This is a genomic window from Neobacillus drentensis (assembly GCF_036965425.1).
Taxonomy (GTDB): Bacteria; Bacillota; Bacilli; order Bacillales; family Cytobacillaceae; genus Neobacillus; species Neobacillus drentensis_F.
In genome coordinates this window covers 106,672-121,741 of the sequence record NZ_JBALPP010000017.1, presented here as the reverse complement: position 1 = coordinate 121,741, position 15,070 = coordinate 106,672, and the positions used below count along the sequence as shown (strand labels likewise).

Annotated in this window: 15 protein-coding genes; 9 read left to right on the top strand and 6 right to left on the bottom strand. The window is 36.9% G+C overall.

Translation table 11 applies throughout. The features are described from left to right. Nucleotides 1-401 precede the first annotated feature (401 nt). The 3 genes from V7161_RS04885 to V7161_RS04875 all read left to right on the top strand — a co-directional run bounded on the left by V7161_RS04885 (nt 402) and on the right by V7161_RS04875 (nt 3,092). Complete coding sequence (locus V7161_RS04885; RefSeq protein ID WP_335442722.1) at nt 402-950, top strand: hypothetical protein; 549 nt, start codon at nt 402-404, stop codon at nt 948-950. A gap of 66 nt (nt 951-1,016) precedes the next feature. After that, a complete protein-coding gene (locus V7161_RS04880; RefSeq protein WP_335442720.1) occupies nt 1,017-2,234 on the top strand; it encodes a hypothetical protein in 1,218 nt (405 codons plus the stop codon). A gap of 189 nt (nt 2,235-2,423) precedes the next feature. Beyond that, nucleotides 2,424-3,092 (top strand): DUF2642 domain-containing protein, encoded by a 669-nt coding sequence (locus V7161_RS04875; RefSeq protein ID WP_335442718.1) that lies wholly within the window; start codon nt 2,424-2,426, stop codon nt 3,090-3,092. Nucleotides 3,093-3,186: 94 nt separating this feature from the next. Here the strand turns inward: V7161_RS04875 and V7161_RS04870 are convergent, their stop codons facing one another. Together V7161_RS04870 and V7161_RS04865 are read right to left on the bottom strand one after the other, a co-directional pair. Further along, complete coding sequence (locus V7161_RS04870) at nt 3,187-3,834, bottom strand: phosphatase PAP2 family protein (RefSeq protein ID WP_335442716.1); 648 nt, start codon at nt 3,832-3,834, stop codon at nt 3,187-3,189. A gap of 40 nt (nt 3,835-3,874) precedes the next feature. Beyond that, entirely contained in the window at nt 3,875-4,948 is a 1,074-nt protein-coding gene (locus V7161_RS04865) for an NAD(P)H-dependent flavin oxidoreductase (protein WP_335442714.1), read from the bottom strand. A 146-nt stretch (nt 4,949-5,094) separates the two neighbouring features. Here V7161_RS04865 and V7161_RS04860 point away from each other — a divergent pair, with 146 nt between their 5' ends. Further along, a complete protein-coding gene (locus V7161_RS04860; protein ID WP_335442712.1) occupies nt 5,095-5,490 on the top strand; it encodes a thiol-disulfide oxidoreductase DCC family protein in 396 nt (131 codons plus the stop codon). A 234-nt stretch (nt 5,491-5,724) separates the two neighbouring features. On the opposite strand, the gene V7161_RS04855 is transcribed toward V7161_RS04860, so the two are convergent. Both V7161_RS04855 and V7161_RS04850 read right to left on the bottom strand, forming a co-directional pair. After that, nucleotides 5,725-6,135 (bottom strand): VOC family protein, encoded by a 411-nt coding sequence (locus V7161_RS04855; protein WP_335442710.1) that lies wholly within the window; start codon nt 6,133-6,135, stop codon nt 5,725-5,727. 141 nt (nt 6,136-6,276) lie between these two features. After that, nucleotides 6,277-6,828: a GNAT family N-acetyltransferase gene (locus V7161_RS04850; protein ID WP_335442709.1), complete on the bottom strand. Its 552-nt coding sequence runs from the start codon at nt 6,826-6,828 to the stop codon at nt 6,277-6,279. 427 nt (nt 6,829-7,255) lie between these two features. Here V7161_RS04850 and treP point away from each other — a divergent pair, with 427 nt between their 5' ends. The 3 genes from treP to treR all read left to right on the top strand — a co-directional run bounded on the left by treP (nt 7,256) and on the right by treR (nt 11,150). Beyond that, nucleotides 7,256-8,680, top strand: coding sequence for a PTS system trehalose-specific EIIBC component (treP, locus tag V7161_RS04845; protein WP_335442707.1), 1,425 nt, complete (start codon nt 7,256-7,258; stop codon nt 8,678-8,680). A 74-nt stretch (nt 8,681-8,754) separates the two neighbouring features. Beyond that, a complete protein-coding gene (gene treC, locus V7161_RS04840; RefSeq protein WP_335442705.1) occupies nt 8,755-10,422 on the top strand; it encodes an alpha,alpha-phosphotrehalase in 1,668 nt (555 codons plus the stop codon). 14 nt (nt 10,423-10,436) lie between these two features. Continuing rightward, nucleotides 10,437-11,150 (top strand): trehalose operon repressor, encoded by a 714-nt coding sequence (gene treR / locus V7161_RS04835; protein WP_335442704.1) that lies wholly within the window; start codon nt 10,437-10,439, stop codon nt 11,148-11,150. A 52-nt stretch (nt 11,151-11,202) separates the two neighbouring features. Here treR and V7161_RS04830 read toward each other — a convergent pair whose 3' ends face one another. Beyond that, entirely contained in the window at nt 11,203-12,753 is a 1,551-nt protein-coding gene (locus V7161_RS04830; RefSeq protein ID WP_335442702.1) for an ATP-binding protein, read from the bottom strand. Nucleotides 12,754-12,946: 193 nt separating this feature from the next. Here V7161_RS04830 and V7161_RS04825 point away from each other — a divergent pair, with 193 nt between their 5' ends. Both V7161_RS04825 and V7161_RS04820 read left to right on the top strand, forming a co-directional pair. Beyond that, nucleotides 12,947-13,624, top strand: coding sequence for an SOS response-associated peptidase (locus V7161_RS04825; protein ID WP_335442700.1), 678 nt, complete (start codon nt 12,947-12,949; stop codon nt 13,622-13,624). A gap of 179 nt (nt 13,625-13,803) precedes the next feature. Then, nucleotides 13,804-14,421 carry an RraA family protein gene (locus tag V7161_RS04820; protein ID WP_335442699.1) on the top strand — a complete coding sequence of 206 codons (618 nt, stop codon included), beginning with the start codon at nt 13,804-13,806 and terminating at the stop codon, nt 14,419-14,421. A gap of 39 nt (nt 14,422-14,460) precedes the next feature. Here V7161_RS04820 and V7161_RS04815 read toward each other — a convergent pair whose 3' ends face one another. Continuing rightward, entirely contained in the window at nt 14,461-14,955 is a 495-nt protein-coding gene (locus tag V7161_RS04815; RefSeq protein ID WP_335442697.1) for a GNAT family N-acetyltransferase, read from the bottom strand. Nucleotides 14,956-15,070: the final 115 nt, after the last annotated feature.

The window sequence follows — 15,070 nt, the reverse complement described above, 5'->3', positions numbered from 1 at the left end:
ATCATTCTTTATAAATATGAGAAAGAAGGAATGCTTATGAGCAGACGTTTTTTTATTCCTAAACAGAAGATATTCCATAGGAGTTCATTTTGTGTAGGAGAATCCTTTTTTTCTATAAATTAATTAAAATACTGTATTAGTTTATGACCGACTAATTACTGGCTATACTTGCTAACCAAAATCCAAAGAAAAGAATAAGTTTATTAATATCTCCCTTTTCCAATTAGAGATGACAAGCTCCATTTCTTGAATTGAATATATAGTTAAATATCATATACGTTTTTTTGCCTATTTTTTTCAAAATCGATAAAAAAAGGCTACTTGTTTAGTACAACAACACACCGTGATACATATTGATGTAGTGTAAATGTTTATTTAATTTAAAGGAGGAAAAAACTTTTATGAATAAAGACATGATGAAGTCTTTGGTCGGGAAAATAATTAAAATTGACCGGGGTGGTCCAGAATCTAGAATCGGAAAGTTAATGGACGTTTATGAGGATCACTTAGTTCTTCTCACAGAAGATGAAGGTGTCGTTTACTACAACACTCATCATATTAAAAGTGTGACGGAGAATGCAAAGGAACAGTTAGAATTTAACATTGAGGTGCCTGAAGGCTTCACGTTCAAAGAAGCAGACAGCTTCCATGGCCTGTTAGATGCATTAAAGTTCCAATGGGTCAAAATCAACCGCGGAGGTCCAGAAAAATTAGAAGGAGTCCTAAGCGATATTAATAATGATTTTGTTTCCTTAATCAATAAAGAGGAAATAGTTCGCCTTTCCATGTTCCATATCCGTAATATCAGCTATGGATTAAAAATTGAAAAGGCGGAGGAAGAAGCATCAGATAACCAAAGCAGCCAAGAAAAAATGTCTTCTTCTGATAAACAACAATCAAAACAACGTGTCGTAAAGTCTGAATCCTCAAAAAGCCAGTATGCAAAATAAAAAAAGATAACATCCTTGTCGCTTCTCGAAGGAGAAGCGACAACATTATAAAAGGAGGATTATTTAATGGGTACAGAAAATTTCTCGTCTACATTAGATTTATTACTGGGCTTCAACGTAAATCTATATGTAGGTGAAGAAGTATATAAAGGAAAACTTATTGGAGTCGAACCCGATCATGTCATTTTAGAAAATGAAAACAACTACATCTATTATTATAGTCTCGATCAGGTTCAAGCAATCACGAAGAATACGAAACAATTTCAAGGCGAGGAAACAGAAACTGAATTCTTAAAAACACAAAGCTTAACGGAAGTATTGAATTCATTGAAACAATCCTGGGTAACAATTTTGTGCTTAAACAAGCGGTCCTTTAACGGTATATTAAGCCATGTTAATTCTGATTATGCTACATTGATTAGTGGTGAAGAAAGGATTTTAATTAAGTTAACCCATATTTCAAATATTTTAAAAGGTTTTATCCAAGAAAATGAAAACTCCAACTCCAATCAATCTAAAAAACAAGATAATGTAAAAGAAAAACAGGATAATGTAAAAGCAGAAGACAATACAAAGGAAAAGAACGCGAAAGTAACCGCACAAGTGGCTTCCACCGAATCTTCAAAACAAACAGTGGCCTCTTCATCTAATGAAAGTAAAGAAGAGAAAAAATCCGAAGAGATCGTTAAAGTTATCTCCGAGGAAAAAGAACCACAAACAAAAGTTTGGTCTCAATCCATTAAGAATGTTACTAAAAAGTTAAATGAAGTAACAACTCAAAAAATCAACAATGAAATCAGAAAGAATAAAGAAGAACCAGTTCAAAACATCCAAAAGCAAGAAAAACAACGGGCAGTGGAAAACATCCAAAATCAGGAAAAACCACGAGCAGTTGAGAACAAAAACACCAACATCAAAGAAGAAAAACCTGCAGCCCAAAAAGTAGTAACAGAACCAAAAGTAGTAACAGAAGCCAAAGTAGTAAAAGAAGCAAAAGTAGTAACTGAAGCCAAAGTAGTAAAAGAAGCAAAAGAAGTTCAGGTGACGCAAAAACAAGAACCTAGTGCACCAGTTTATAAATCTAAAGAAATCGTAACTATACCTAAACAGGCTGCAGAAGAGAAAAAGAATGAACCCGCTCAGAATAAAAAGGATGAAACAAGAAAAGTGGAACAGCCAGTCAGAGGTTTCCGTTTTTCAGGTGAACCTGTAACACCAAGGGAAATGGAAAGAACTTCATTCTTCTCAGGATGGCCAAATAGAAGCAATAAGACAAGATTCTAACTCGCAGATTCATAGCTTATGAAACCATTTATGAAATATCCCAAAAATCACTACGATTTCACTGAACCTTTAAACATCCTAAGATATTTACAAAAAAAGAGTGGGTATGAAATATTTTCAATTCATCGCAAATCCGTTTCAACCCAGCTCTTTTTGTAAATTGAAATTTAGAGGAAAGGATGTGAGTTGATGAATTTAAAAGACAATATCGGTAAATATATTAAACTAGAAATCTCCGGAAAGAAATTTATAAGCGGAATACTCTGTGATATCGGCAGTGATCTATGGGTTGTTTTCAATGGATATGATTACCTTTACATTCCAACCATTCATTGTCAAAACTGGCAATTTTTGAAACAGGATGAAATAGATGAAATTAACCTGAATGAAGATTTGACGCCAATATACAATCATAATGAAGAAATTTCATTAAGAAAAACCTTAACAGCAGCAAAGGGCATTTTCACAGAAATTTATGTTACTAGTAAACAAGCACTCCATGGTTATATTATTAGCATTATGAATAACTATTTTGTTTTCTACTCCCCCATTTATAAAACGATGTTTATTTCCCTTAACCATCTGAAGTGGTTGATTCCATATACAAACAATCAACGACCTTATGGATTGAGCAATGCTAATCTTCCAGTAAACCCTAGCAACCTAACCTTTGCCAGATCGTTTGAAGTCCAAATTGAAAAATTAACGGGAGAGCTGATTGTATTCAATATTGGTGAAAATGAGAATGTAATAGGGAAAATCCAAGGAATCAAGAATAATTTTGTTGAATTAATTAGCGCAAAAGAAGACCCAGTTTATGTAAATCTCCAGCATATAAAAACGGTTCATATGACATAGAATCCTCAAATTATTTTTGGCACTGAATGAAACAAGCTTATTAATTCAATAACAAAAATAGAGTGTCTAAAACGACACTCTTTTTAAAGGAATTTTATTTGTTTTCCACATAAACGGTCTCGGACTTATTGGGCACACGTAAATATAAGCGTTCAAAGGATATTCCAAATAAAAAGGAAACCAGATACATAGAGCCAATCATGTCAAAAATAACATGCTGCTTGACAAACAGTGTCGAAATGATAATCAACCCACCTGTTATATGAATACATAAATTGTTTATCAGATGCTTATTTTTTATATGAAGTGAAGCAAGCATTACCGCAAATGTGGTAAGTACATGTATACTAGGGAAACAATTATAGGGACGGTCCTTCTTATAGATCCATTGAACCATACTGGTTAATAGATCATTCCCTTCAAGGCTGGGCCTCGGTACGGTTGTTTGGAAAAAGAAATAAATAATGAAGCAGATAAACTCCGCAACAACGATTAATATTAGGGTTTTGAGATACACCTTAGTATCCTTAAAACAAAAATAGACTAAATAACAAAAGATGTATCCATACCATAAAATGTACGGAATGATAAAAATCGATACGAACGGAATCGCATGATCAAGGGGTGTTGAAAGGTCCAGCCCCTTTTGCGCACCGAGATTTAATAATTGATATATTTTGGCAAGAAGCGGAATCACCAACAGGAAAAGCAAGTAGGGTGCTTTCTTCAAATATATTTTCACGCTGTCATCACCCCCAAAATTTGAAGTTTTTTTAAGCGATTTATAGTTTTGAGCGTACTATTTCCGCCTCATTTAGGATCTGATTGATCAGGTCACTAGCATGTAATTTCCGAGCCAGCCTCGGGCTTTGACCAGCCCAAAGGGACATATTTTCGGGATTTCCCTTTGCGCTTGAGCTTTTTCTTATCGCTTTAGTTAATTCATTTTGTATCGGATAGTCTGGCAATTCATCTTCATAACTGGACATTTTTTCAATGAAACGATTGTTTACCCCTCTAGCCATTTTTCCTGAAAAGGCTTTGGTAACAACTATTTGTTCTTCAGTTGCTTGGATAATCGCTTCTTTATGAATTTGGTTTGCACTGCTCTCTTCGCAAACAAGAAAAGCAGAACCCATTTGGACTCCAAGTGCACCAAGGGATTTCGCAGCAATCAATCCTCTTCCGTCCATGATTCCGCCAGCGGCGACAATCGGAATGCTAATTTGGTCAGCCACCTGCGGGAGTAAGGACATTAAGCCTATTAAGCTATGTTTATTTTCAGTATGAAAGGTCCCGCGATGCCCCCCTGCTTCTGTTCCTTGGACGACAACAGCATCCATTCCTGCCTTTTCATTGATAAGGGCTTCTGATACCGTTGTGGCTGTTCCGATTAAGACGACCCCGTTTTCCTTAAGTTTGTTAATCTCATCAAGCGGTGGAATGCCAAAAGTAAAGGAACAAATAGGCACCTTTTCATCCAAAATAACATTTAGTTGTTCATGAAAACTTTGTAGATCTTCCTCAAAGCTTGGAAGTACTACTGTATCCTCAACACCTAGTTCTTCCAATATTGGCTGTAATAAGGATTTGGCGTTATGCAGCCTTTCATCATCAGCTTCATATTTTGCAGGTACGAATATATTTACCCCGAATGGTTTATCAGTTAGCTGCTGAACTTCTTTAATCTGAAGCCGGACTTGTTCAGGACTCATATAGCCAGCCCCAATCATTCCAAGGCCGCCAGAGTTGGAAACGGCTGCCACTAACTCAGAAGATGTAATCCCCCCTGCCATTGGCGCTTGTATAATTGGATATTTAACCTTTAACAATCTCGTAAACTCATTTTCCCACAAGAATTTCGGCCTCCCTGATCTGTTTTTTCTGCTAATATTTCCCTAATTAAATTTTACCATTGTTTAAACGTGTAGCAAGAATAAAATCATTCAGGACTAGTATGATATTGTGATATGATGGAGCCATCTGAGATGAAGTTGGTGAAATGGTGGAACGGATTGTTTTATTTGATGGGGTCTGTAATCTTTGTAATAATAGTGTGCAATTTATTTTAATACGAGATACCAATAGATCATTTAAATTTGCTTCACTCCAAGGTGAAACCGGTCAAAAACTTCTGAAACAATACGGCTTAAATACCGCTATGAATAGCTTTGTACTCATCGAGAACAATAAACCCTATCTAAAGTCGACTGCTGCATTAAAAGTTTGTATGAAGTTGAGAGGTACATGGCGATTATTTTCACTCTTTATAGTCATCCCTAAGCCCTTCAGAGATTTCGTCTATGGGGTCATTGCCAATAATCGTTATAAATGGTTTGGTAAAAAAGAAAGCTGCCTGGTCCCTTTGCCGGAATGGAAAGACAGATTTTTAGATTGACCCTTTAATAAAGGCTCTTTTCGTAATCTTTGTTGCTCTTGGAACTTATTAGGAGTCGTTTACAAAGTTTCCAGGCAATTTTCGCAAATGTTCTTACGAAAAGATGCCACGAAGAATCATATTGTACGGGTGGATGAAACTTAACGATAAACAACATTCTTTGTGAAAATAGCCTTAAAAAAGAAATGCCATTCAAGAGCGAATGGCATTTCTTATTTGCTTTACATTTGATTTTTAAGATTTCGGATGATTCAAGTCCCAAATGATTCCGAATGCATCTTTCACTTTTGCATATTTTGCACCCCAAAAAGTATCCTGCAGTTCCATAAAAACGGTACCTTTTTCACTCAGTGCGTTATAAATTTTTTGAATTTCTTCTTCGCTCTCTAATTCAATTGCCAATGAGATATTGCTTCCGACTGTCACCGGATTGCCTGGAAAAGCATCGGAAGCCATTAAAAATAAATCGTCTTTTTTAAATTGCGCATGAATAATTCGGTTCGCTGCCTCAGGTGGTGTCGGGTAATCAGCTTCGCCATACGTTTGCAAGTTTAAAACTTCCCCGCTAAATACTTCCCGATAATATTCTAATGCTTCTTTTGCATTGCCATCAAACATTAAATATGGTGTAGCTTGTCCTTTCAAATTGAACACTCCTCTAAAAATTAATACTACTTTTATGATTCGATCAATATAAGTAAAATTCCTTTATTATCAGAACAAATGTTTTAAGTCAACAATATACTATTTTTTCTATTTGCCCATTTTTCTATACATAAATTCTTACTAAGAACCCTGATATGAAGCTTTATGAAATTGGCCTATATATTTAAAAAGCAGCTTCCCATCTGCATGTATTTCAGCATCATTCGATAACTTCAAAAACATCGCTTGGTACGGCTCAGGAACCCAAATGTAGTGATGGATGTAATTCGTTAGAATAAAGCCGCACTTTTGCCAAAAATGGATTCTTGCCAAATTCTCGGGTGTTGCCTCAGATTCCACTTCAATGACCAAACTATCGAAAGATCCTGTGGTTAGTGACCATTCCTTAATATACTGAATCGTTTTTAGTCCATACCCTTGATTTTGACAATCCTGTTGAACTGCCAAGTAATCAATCAGCATGGCTTGGGTACCCTTCAGCTTTCCAGTCAACGCCATCGATACAACTTGGTCACCGACCAAACCAATATGTAAAAAGCAAATTTCTTTCCGAAACATATTACGGATAATTTTTTCAGGTTTAGCTCCCTTCTCAGCAAATGCTTGATGATAGATAGGACTGACTATTTCCCATATCTTCTCATCCCAGTGATGAATCGATTTTAATTTCACAGGTGGCATTCCTCCAATAAATGAATAAAGCGTTATTGCTCATTTTACCAAAAGTCCCTGGAAGCAAAAAAAAACCTTTGAACAAAAGTCAAAGGTTCCAACGAGAACTTAGTGGTCAAGGCTAAGCTCTCACATTAGGAGGTCTAAACTCAGAAGAATTTAAACATCTTTATTTTACCATTTTCTTAATATTCTTTCAACACTTCAAAGCTGTAAAGAGTAAAAGTGGTTCAAAAGGCTTAATTGTTTTTTTCTTTTAAAAATAATTCGTTGACAAACTTGTATATACAAGTTAGAATGAAAACGTCATCAAAACTTGTATATACAGGTTGCTGAATCTTGATTTGAAAGGGTATTCAACATCTGTATATCTAAATAAAAAAATAATTAGAATTGGGATTATTCCCATTCACCAGGGGGAAGTCAAATGGCAAAGTACACAGATCCTTCAAAAGATTTATTGAAACACATTGGCGGTAAAGAAAACATAGCAGCCGTCACCCATTGCGTAACCAGAATGCGTTTTGTACTCAATGACCCAAGCAAAGCCGATGTAAAAGAAATTGAGTCAATTGGACTAGTAAAAGGTACATTTACCCAAGCAGGCCAGTTCCAAGTAATCATTGGAAATGAAGTCTCAAGCTTCTACAACGAATTTGTCAAAATAGCCGGTGTAGACGGAACTTCAAAAGAAGAAGCCAAAAAAGCAGCAAAGCAAAATCAAAACTGGATTCAGCGTATGATGGGTCATTTAGCGGAAATTTTCACACCATTAATCCCTGCCCTAGTAGTCGGAGGTTTAATCCTTGGTTTCCGAAATGTAATCGGTGACATCAAATTATTAGATAACGGCACGAAAACCATTATTGAAGTATCCCAGTTCTGGGCAGGTGTTCACTCCTTCCTATGGCTGATTGGGGAAGCAATATTTCACTTCCTTCCAGTTGGAATCACCTGGTCAGTTGCGAAGAAAATGGGTGCGTCTCAAATCCTCGGTATTGTTCTAGGTATTACCCTAGTATCACCGCAATTATTAAATGCTTATGCAGTTGCCGGTGCAAAAGAAATTCCTACTTGGGATTTTGGTTTTGCCCACATTAAAATGATTGGGTATCAAGCACAAGTTATTCCTGCCATTTTAGCTGGTTTAGTATTAGGCTTCCTGGAAACAAGATTACGTAAAATTGTTCCAAACTCAATCTCTATGATTGTTGTACCATTCTTTGCATTAGTTCCGACTGTCTTAATTGCTCACACGATTCTTGGCCCTATAGGCTGGTCTATCGGTTCTGGTATCTCTCATGTTGTTTACTCTAGCTTAACTTCAGCATTTGGATGGTTATTCGCAGCGATTTTCGGTTTTGCCTATGCTCCACTTGTTATTACAGGTTTACACCATATGACAAATGCGATTGACCTTCAATTGATGAGTGAACTTGGCGGAACAAACCTTTGGCCAATGATTGCCCTTTCCAATATCGCTCAAGGTTCAGCCGTTCTTGCCATGATCTTTATTAATCGTAAAAATGAGGAAGAAAAGCAAGTATCCATTCCAGCAGCCATCTCTTGTTACTTAGGTGTAACAGAACCTGCAATGTTCGGTATCAACTTAAAATACGGATTCCCATTCCTTGCTGCAATGATTGGTTCTATGATTGCGGGCGTTGTATCTGTAGCAAGCGGTGTAATGGCTAACTCCATTGGTGTCGGCGGTTTGCCTGGTATTTTATCAATCCAGCCAAAACATATGGCGATGTTTGCAATTTGTATGTTGATTGCGATTGTAGTTCCATTCATTTTAACGAACATCTTTGCAAAAACAGGTGTTAAAAAGTTTCCTTTAAAAAAATAAAACTCCATTAGGAGGGAGACAGACTCCCTCCTTTTTGACATTAGAATCAAAAAAATCTTAGGTGGGTGTTTGAAATGGCAACATCATGGTGGAAGAATGCAGTGGTATATCAAATCTATCCAAAAAGTTTTTATGATACATCAGGAAATGGTACAGGGGATATACAGGGTATTATCGAGAAACTCGACTATTTAAAAAATCTAGGTGTCGATGTACTTTGGCTCACCCCTATTTATCAATCTCCACAGCGTGATAACGGTTATGATATAAGTGATTACTACCGCATTCACGAAGAATATGGAACAATGGAAGATGTTGATCGGCTACTCGAGGAAGCTCATAAACGCGGGCTTAAAATCATTATGGATATTGTCATCAACCATACGTCAACCGAACATGAATGGTTTAAACAAGCAAGATCCTCCAAGGATAACCCCTACAGGGACTTCTATATTTGGAAGGATGGCGAAAACGGCATGCCTCCGACAAATTGGGAATCAAAATTTGGCGGTTCGGCTTGGGAATATGATAAGGCAACAGGGCAATATTACCTTCATTTATTCGATGTCACCCAAGCGGATTTAAACTGGGAAAACGAGCAAGTCCGTAGTGCTTTATATGAAATGATGCATTTTTGGCTTAAAAAAGGTGTCGACGGCTTCCGGCTTGATGTAATAAACCTTATTTCCAAGGACCAGCAATTTCCTCAGGATGCAAGTGACGGACGCAAATTTTATACGGATGGCCCGCGGATTCATGAGTTTCTTCATGAAATGAATGAAAAGGTTTTTTCAAAATACGATATCATGACCGTTGGTGAAATGTCGTCAACGTCCATTGATAACTGTATTGGGTATACCAACCCTGATCGTGAAGAATTAAACATGATTTTTAGTTTCCACCATTTAAAAGTAGACTATCCGAATGGGGATAAATGGACGAAGGCGGAATTTGACTTTCAGGCTTTAAAGCAAATTCTTTCTAAGTGGCAGCTGGAAATGAATGAAGGCGGCGGCTGGAATGCCCTTTTCTGGTGCAACCATGACCAGCCTCGTGTGGTATCCCGTTTCGGTGATGATAAAAAATATCACAAAGAGTCGGCCAAAATGCTGGCAACGGCTTTGCATATGATGCAAGGAACCCCTTATATTTATCAAGGTGAAGAATTCGGAATGACTAACCCAGACTTTGATTCGATTGACGAATACCGCGATGTTGAATCGATAAATATTTTTAACATCAAGAAAAATGAAGGCCTGGATGAACAAGAAATTATCGAAGTCCTTAAACAAAAATCCCGGGATAACTCTAGAACTCCTGTTCAGTGGAATGGTAGTTTTCATGCAGGGTTTACGGCGGGAACTCCTTGGATTGAAATAGCAGCAAATTATCCAGAGATTAATGCTGAGAACGCACTTCAGGATCCGACTTCCATCTTCTATCACTATCAAAAGCTAATTCACTTTAGGAAAGAATATGATGTGATCACGGATGGCAATTTCGAGTTAATTTTAGATCGCGATGAAGAAATATTTGCTTACGTAAGAGAAAACGGGCCGGAAAAATTACTAGTCATAAACAATTTCTATGGGAACGAAAAATTGATCACCCTCCCTGCCCATTTGCATCTTGATGATTATATTAGTGAAATGTTAATCTCAAACTATACAGATTCCCCTTCATTAAAAAGGGAAATCCAACTGCGGCCATATGAGTCGCTCGTGTATTACCTGAAAAAATGAACGGAGAGGTCAACATGACGAACAAGTATCTAACCATTTATAACACCATTGTCGAGCAAATAAAGAGCGGCGAAATTCCACCCCAGACGCTCCTCCCTTCTGAGAATGAATTATCCGAACAATTCAATACCTCCAGGGAAACGATTAGAAAGGCGTTGAATGTGCTGTCGCAAAATGGATATATTCAAAAAGTTAGAGGCAAAGGTTCGATTGTGATTGATCTTTCGAAGTTTGATTTTCCCGTTTCGGGCTTGGTCAGCTTTAAAGAGCTGGCACAAAAAATGGGCCGAAAACCAAAAACGATTGTAAATGAGTTTTCCTTAATCAAACCCGAAACCTATATTCGCCAGCAACTTCACCTTTCAAGCAAGGACCTCGTTTGGAAAGTTGTTAGAACGCGGGAAATGGGCGGAGAAAAAATCATTTTAGATAAAGACTTCTTAGGTAAAAAGTATGTTCCCCATTTAACGGAGGAAATTTGTGCGGATTCGATTTATCAGTATCTCGAAAACGACTTAAACATGACCATCAGTTTTGCCAGAAAAGAAATTGTCGTGGAAGAACCTACCAATGAAGATCGGACCCTACTGGATTTGGAGGGCTTTCATAATATCGTTGTAATCAAAAACTATGTCTATTTAGATGATGCAAGCCTTTTTCAATACACAGAATCAAGGCACCGTCCTGATAAATTCCGCTTTGTTGACTTTGCGCGAAGATCACGGTAAAACAAAAGGAGATCCCTAACCTTACAAAAGGGATCTCCTTTTTCATATATTTTTAGGCATTGTTCACTGCCAGATAATCTTTCAAAGCGAATTGTAGTGTCCCTTTGAAATCCGCAACCTGGTCCAAATTTATGCCCAAATGAATCAACATCTTGACGATTTCTCCACGTAAACCGGTTACGACCGTTTTACACCCCATCATCGCTATGCCATTAATAAGATTCATTAACGAACGAGCGACTTCTGACTCCATCTGAGCAACACCCGAAAAGTCGATAATGAGTGTTTGGATATGTGAATTTCCAATCTCTGAAATGGCTTTGTCTTCAATTGTTGAAACACGGTAGCTATCAATCTGTCCAATGAGCGGTAGAATACATATATTAGAGGAGATTGGGATGATCGGAACAGAGAGATTTTCTACTAATTTTCTTTGCGATTCTAGCAGTTCATCTTTATATTTAGTATAACTGATGAAAAAATAGTTTAGAAACTGATCAATCATTTGATTAATATTTTTTTCAAGGGTGAAGAATTCCTCTAAATCTGACATGGAATTCGTGCCTGTTTTGTAATTATAAAGGAAATCCCATAATGTTCTTCGAATGGCTTGAACCCACTCAAGCTTAAAAGCAATTGTTAAAGAATACCTTGCCCATGCCACACCTTCCTGTTTCGCAAAGGAGATTAATTCATGCTCTCGTCCTTCTACGACAAACATGGCTAGTTTATGTGCATTATTTAAAAGATTAATATTACCCAATGTATGTATTTCTTCAATTTTATCTCTCACATTAATAGCTTCATTTAATAAACAATTTTCAAATTTTGCTCGATTAGCGACAAAAAAATCCTTTAACGTGCTATTTTCTTCCACATCAAGCTCCAACCTTTTCACACCTCTTTTTTGTAAGTTAAATTGTTTGGGCAATCGAATTGTAAAGGTTGTCCCTTTTTTTTCCTCGCTGTCTATATTAATTTTCCCCCCATGCTGATAAACCACTGAAAATACTTGAGTTAATCCCATACCTGTTCCGTGATCCTTTGTGGTATAAAAAGGAGTACCAAGTAATGACAATTTTTCTGTTGGGATTCCAACTCCGGTATCTATAATACTGACTATGAGTTCATCATGAACGGCAAAATGGCTAATCGTTAACTTTCCCTTCCCTTCAATTGATTCAATGGCATTTTTTATCAGATTGAATAAAGCTTTTTTAAATTGATTTTTCTTCCCATAAATCGTACTGTCCGTATCTTTAAATTGAGTGACTACCTGAATATGGTATAATTTGTCTTGAAATAAATTAAGGATGGACTCAAGCTCTACTGCAAGGTGAAAAGATTGTTTTTCTTCTTCCTCCTGATCCGGCTTAGAAACTTGAAGAAGATTATTTAAAGTTGTTAAAGCATTATCCAATTCTGTTTGTGCAATATTTACATAATCTAGTTTGTTCTCATGTTCAAGGAGTTGTAAAAAACCCTTTACTGCCGTTAACGGATTTCGAACTTCATGGGCAATACCAGCAGCTATTTGTCCAACAGATGCTAGTTGGCTTAAATGATTCTTACTATCAACCTGCTCTTGATATGTGTCCTTCACAATCACAATACCCTTTCTTTTATGACAAATTTTCTAATGCCTTAAAACAAATTGAATTATTTAGTATTTTCTAAATGATTTTACCAAAATATTCAGAAAATTAATAGATTAAATTTTCCTAGTACTTGATAAATTTTGAAAAAAGTATCCTTATTTAGGTAAAATAATGGTAATTAGTTAAGGAGGGATGAGTATGTGCGGCCGGTTCACATTAACTGCAAGTGTCGAGGAAATTATTGAAAGGTTTTTGATCGATTCTTTTTTAGAAGAAGAATTATTTTCGCCCAGCTATAATATTGCCCCCTCCCAGTCCGTCTTGGCGGTCATTAATGATGGAAATTCAAACCGAATGGGATTTTTAAAATGGGGATTGATTCCACCCTGGGCAAAAGACATGTCCATTGCCAATAAAATGATTAATGCTCGAGCTGAAACCTTAGCTGAAAAGCCAAGTTTCAGAAATGCTTTTAAGAAGAAACGCTGTTTAATCCTCGCCGATAGCTTTTATGAATGGAAGCGTCATGAAGATAAAACGAAGACCCCGATGCGGATTAAACTTAAAACTGAGGAATTATTCGCGATGGCAGGCCTTTGGGAGCAATGGAAATCACCAGAGGGTAAAGCTATTTTCTCCTGCGCGGTTATTACCACCACTCCCAATGATTTAATGGCAGATATTCATGATCGGATGCCGGTGATTTTAAAGCCTGAGGATGAAAATACCTGGCTTAATCCCACTATTTCCGATCCTAACTTTTTAAATCAATTCCTAGTACCGTTTGATCAAAATCTTATGGAGGCTTATGAGGTTTCCTCACAAGTTAATTCTCCTAAAAATAACAGCATTGATCTTATACAAAAAATTTGCTAAAAATTTTTTTAAAATGGACATGTTCACTACATGCAAGTCCATGCTTGTTCATATGATGTATTACCCATAAAAGTTTTCCTTCTTTGGAAAGTGGTTAAGCCACTTTCTTTTTTTATTTTCCTCACAAAAAAAATCCCTTATAATGGATAAAGGATTTGAAAATGGAGAGGAGAATTTGGATGGATCAGTTCGTCGATAAATTTCGAAATATTCCTACAACGTGCATTTCAGACGCTATGGAGGGATTAAACAACCTGCACCCTTCAATTAAACCGCTTAAGGAAGAATATAAGCTGACTGGACGAGCCTTCACGGTTAAAATTCCTGTTGGCGACAACCTGGCTTTCCTAAAGGCAATTCGGGAAGCAAAGCCTGGCGATATTTTGGTTGTAGATGCAAAAGGGGATCAATATCGGGCGATTGCAGGAGATTTTGTCGTTGGTATGGCACAAACTCTGGGTATAAGCGGAATCGTTGTGGACGGTGTAATACGCGACATCGTTGGAATCAAACAACTGGACTTTCCTGTCTTCTCTAAAGGAACTGCCGTTGCTGCAAGCAGAAAAGCTGGAGTTGGGGAAATTAATGTTCCAATATCATGCGGCGGTACTGCAGTCAACCCAGGAGACATCATCGTTGGCGATGCCGATGGAGTAGTGGTTATTCCTCAAGCATTCGAACAGGAAGTATTAACAAAATCTCTTGATAAATTAAAAAAGGATCAAGCTAGAGAGACTGCTATTTCCGGCAAACGGGAAGCGATAATTAAATACTTGGATAAGATGTTATCAAAATAATATAAAACCCCTTTTCCTAGATGGTTAAGGGGTTTAAAACTATAATTTCATGTGCAAAATGTACATTGGTCCTTGCCGGCCCATAGCTCGTATTCCTTCATCAATAAAGCCGGATTTTTTATAGACATGCTGAGCGATGTTATTTATTTGGTTAACAGCAAGGATAATTTCATTTTTCCCTGGAAAATGCTCTTTCACGAATGCCGGCAATAATTCTAAAGAACTCTGAGCAATTCCTTTACCTTGAAAGGATGAATCCACTGAATATGCTCTCAATAACAGAGCCTGCTTATTATCAGAATAATCCTTCACCCCATTCCAACCATGGAGGACGAAAAAACCTGCAATCATATCTTTATAAAGAATCAATATGGGAACACGCTCTTCTTCATTTTCACATGCGCGAATGGCATCTATTGGATGTGCAGTGAATCTGGACTGTTCCTGAGACAAATAATAATTTTCAAACAAATGCAGATTCTCAGGTTGATAACATTCTAAACGAGTTATCCCCTTCGAAATGGATTGTTCCATCCCCTATTCCCCCCTTAAAAAGCATATCTTTCAATTTGATAGTATATCAAATTGAAAGATATATTGTTGTGATTTTGTAAAATAAATCAAAATAGTCCGAACCTTGTTCGGACTA

Excerpts from the sequence above, each read along its gene's own strand:
- V7161_RS04875 (WP_335442718.1), top strand. The coding sequence starts at position 2,424 with ATGAATTTAAAAGACAATATCGGTAAATATATTAAACTAGAAATCTCC.
- V7161_RS04815 (WP_335442697.1), bottom strand. The coding sequence starts at position 14,955 with ATGGAACAATCCATTTCGAAGGGGATAACTCGTTTAGAATGTTATCAA.
- V7161_RS04885 (WP_335442722.1), top strand. The coding sequence starts at position 402 with ATGAATAAAGACATGATGAAGTCTTTGGTCGGGAAAATAATTAAAATT.
- V7161_RS04825 (WP_335442700.1), top strand. The coding sequence starts at position 12,947 with ATGTGCGGCCGGTTCACATTAACTGCAAGTGTCGAGGAAATTATTGAA.
- treC (WP_335442705.1), top strand. The coding sequence starts at position 8,755 with ATGGCAACATCATGGTGGAAGAATGCAGTGGTATATCAAATCTATCCA.
- V7161_RS04880 (WP_335442720.1), top strand. The coding sequence starts at position 1,017 with ATGGGTACAGAAAATTTCTCGTCTACATTAGATTTATTACTGGGCTTC.
- V7161_RS04820 (WP_335442699.1), top strand. The coding sequence starts at position 13,804 with ATGGATCAGTTCGTCGATAAATTTCGAAATATTCCTACAACGTGCATT.
- treR (WP_335442704.1), top strand. The coding sequence starts at position 10,437 with ATGACGAACAAGTATCTAACCATTTATAACACCATTGTCGAGCAAATA.
- treP (WP_335442707.1), top strand. The coding sequence starts at position 7,256 with ATGGCAAAGTACACAGATCCTTCAAAAGATTTATTGAAACACATTGGC.
- V7161_RS04860 (WP_335442712.1), top strand. The coding sequence starts at position 5,095 with ATGGTGGAACGGATTGTTTTATTTGATGGGGTCTGTAATCTTTGTAAT.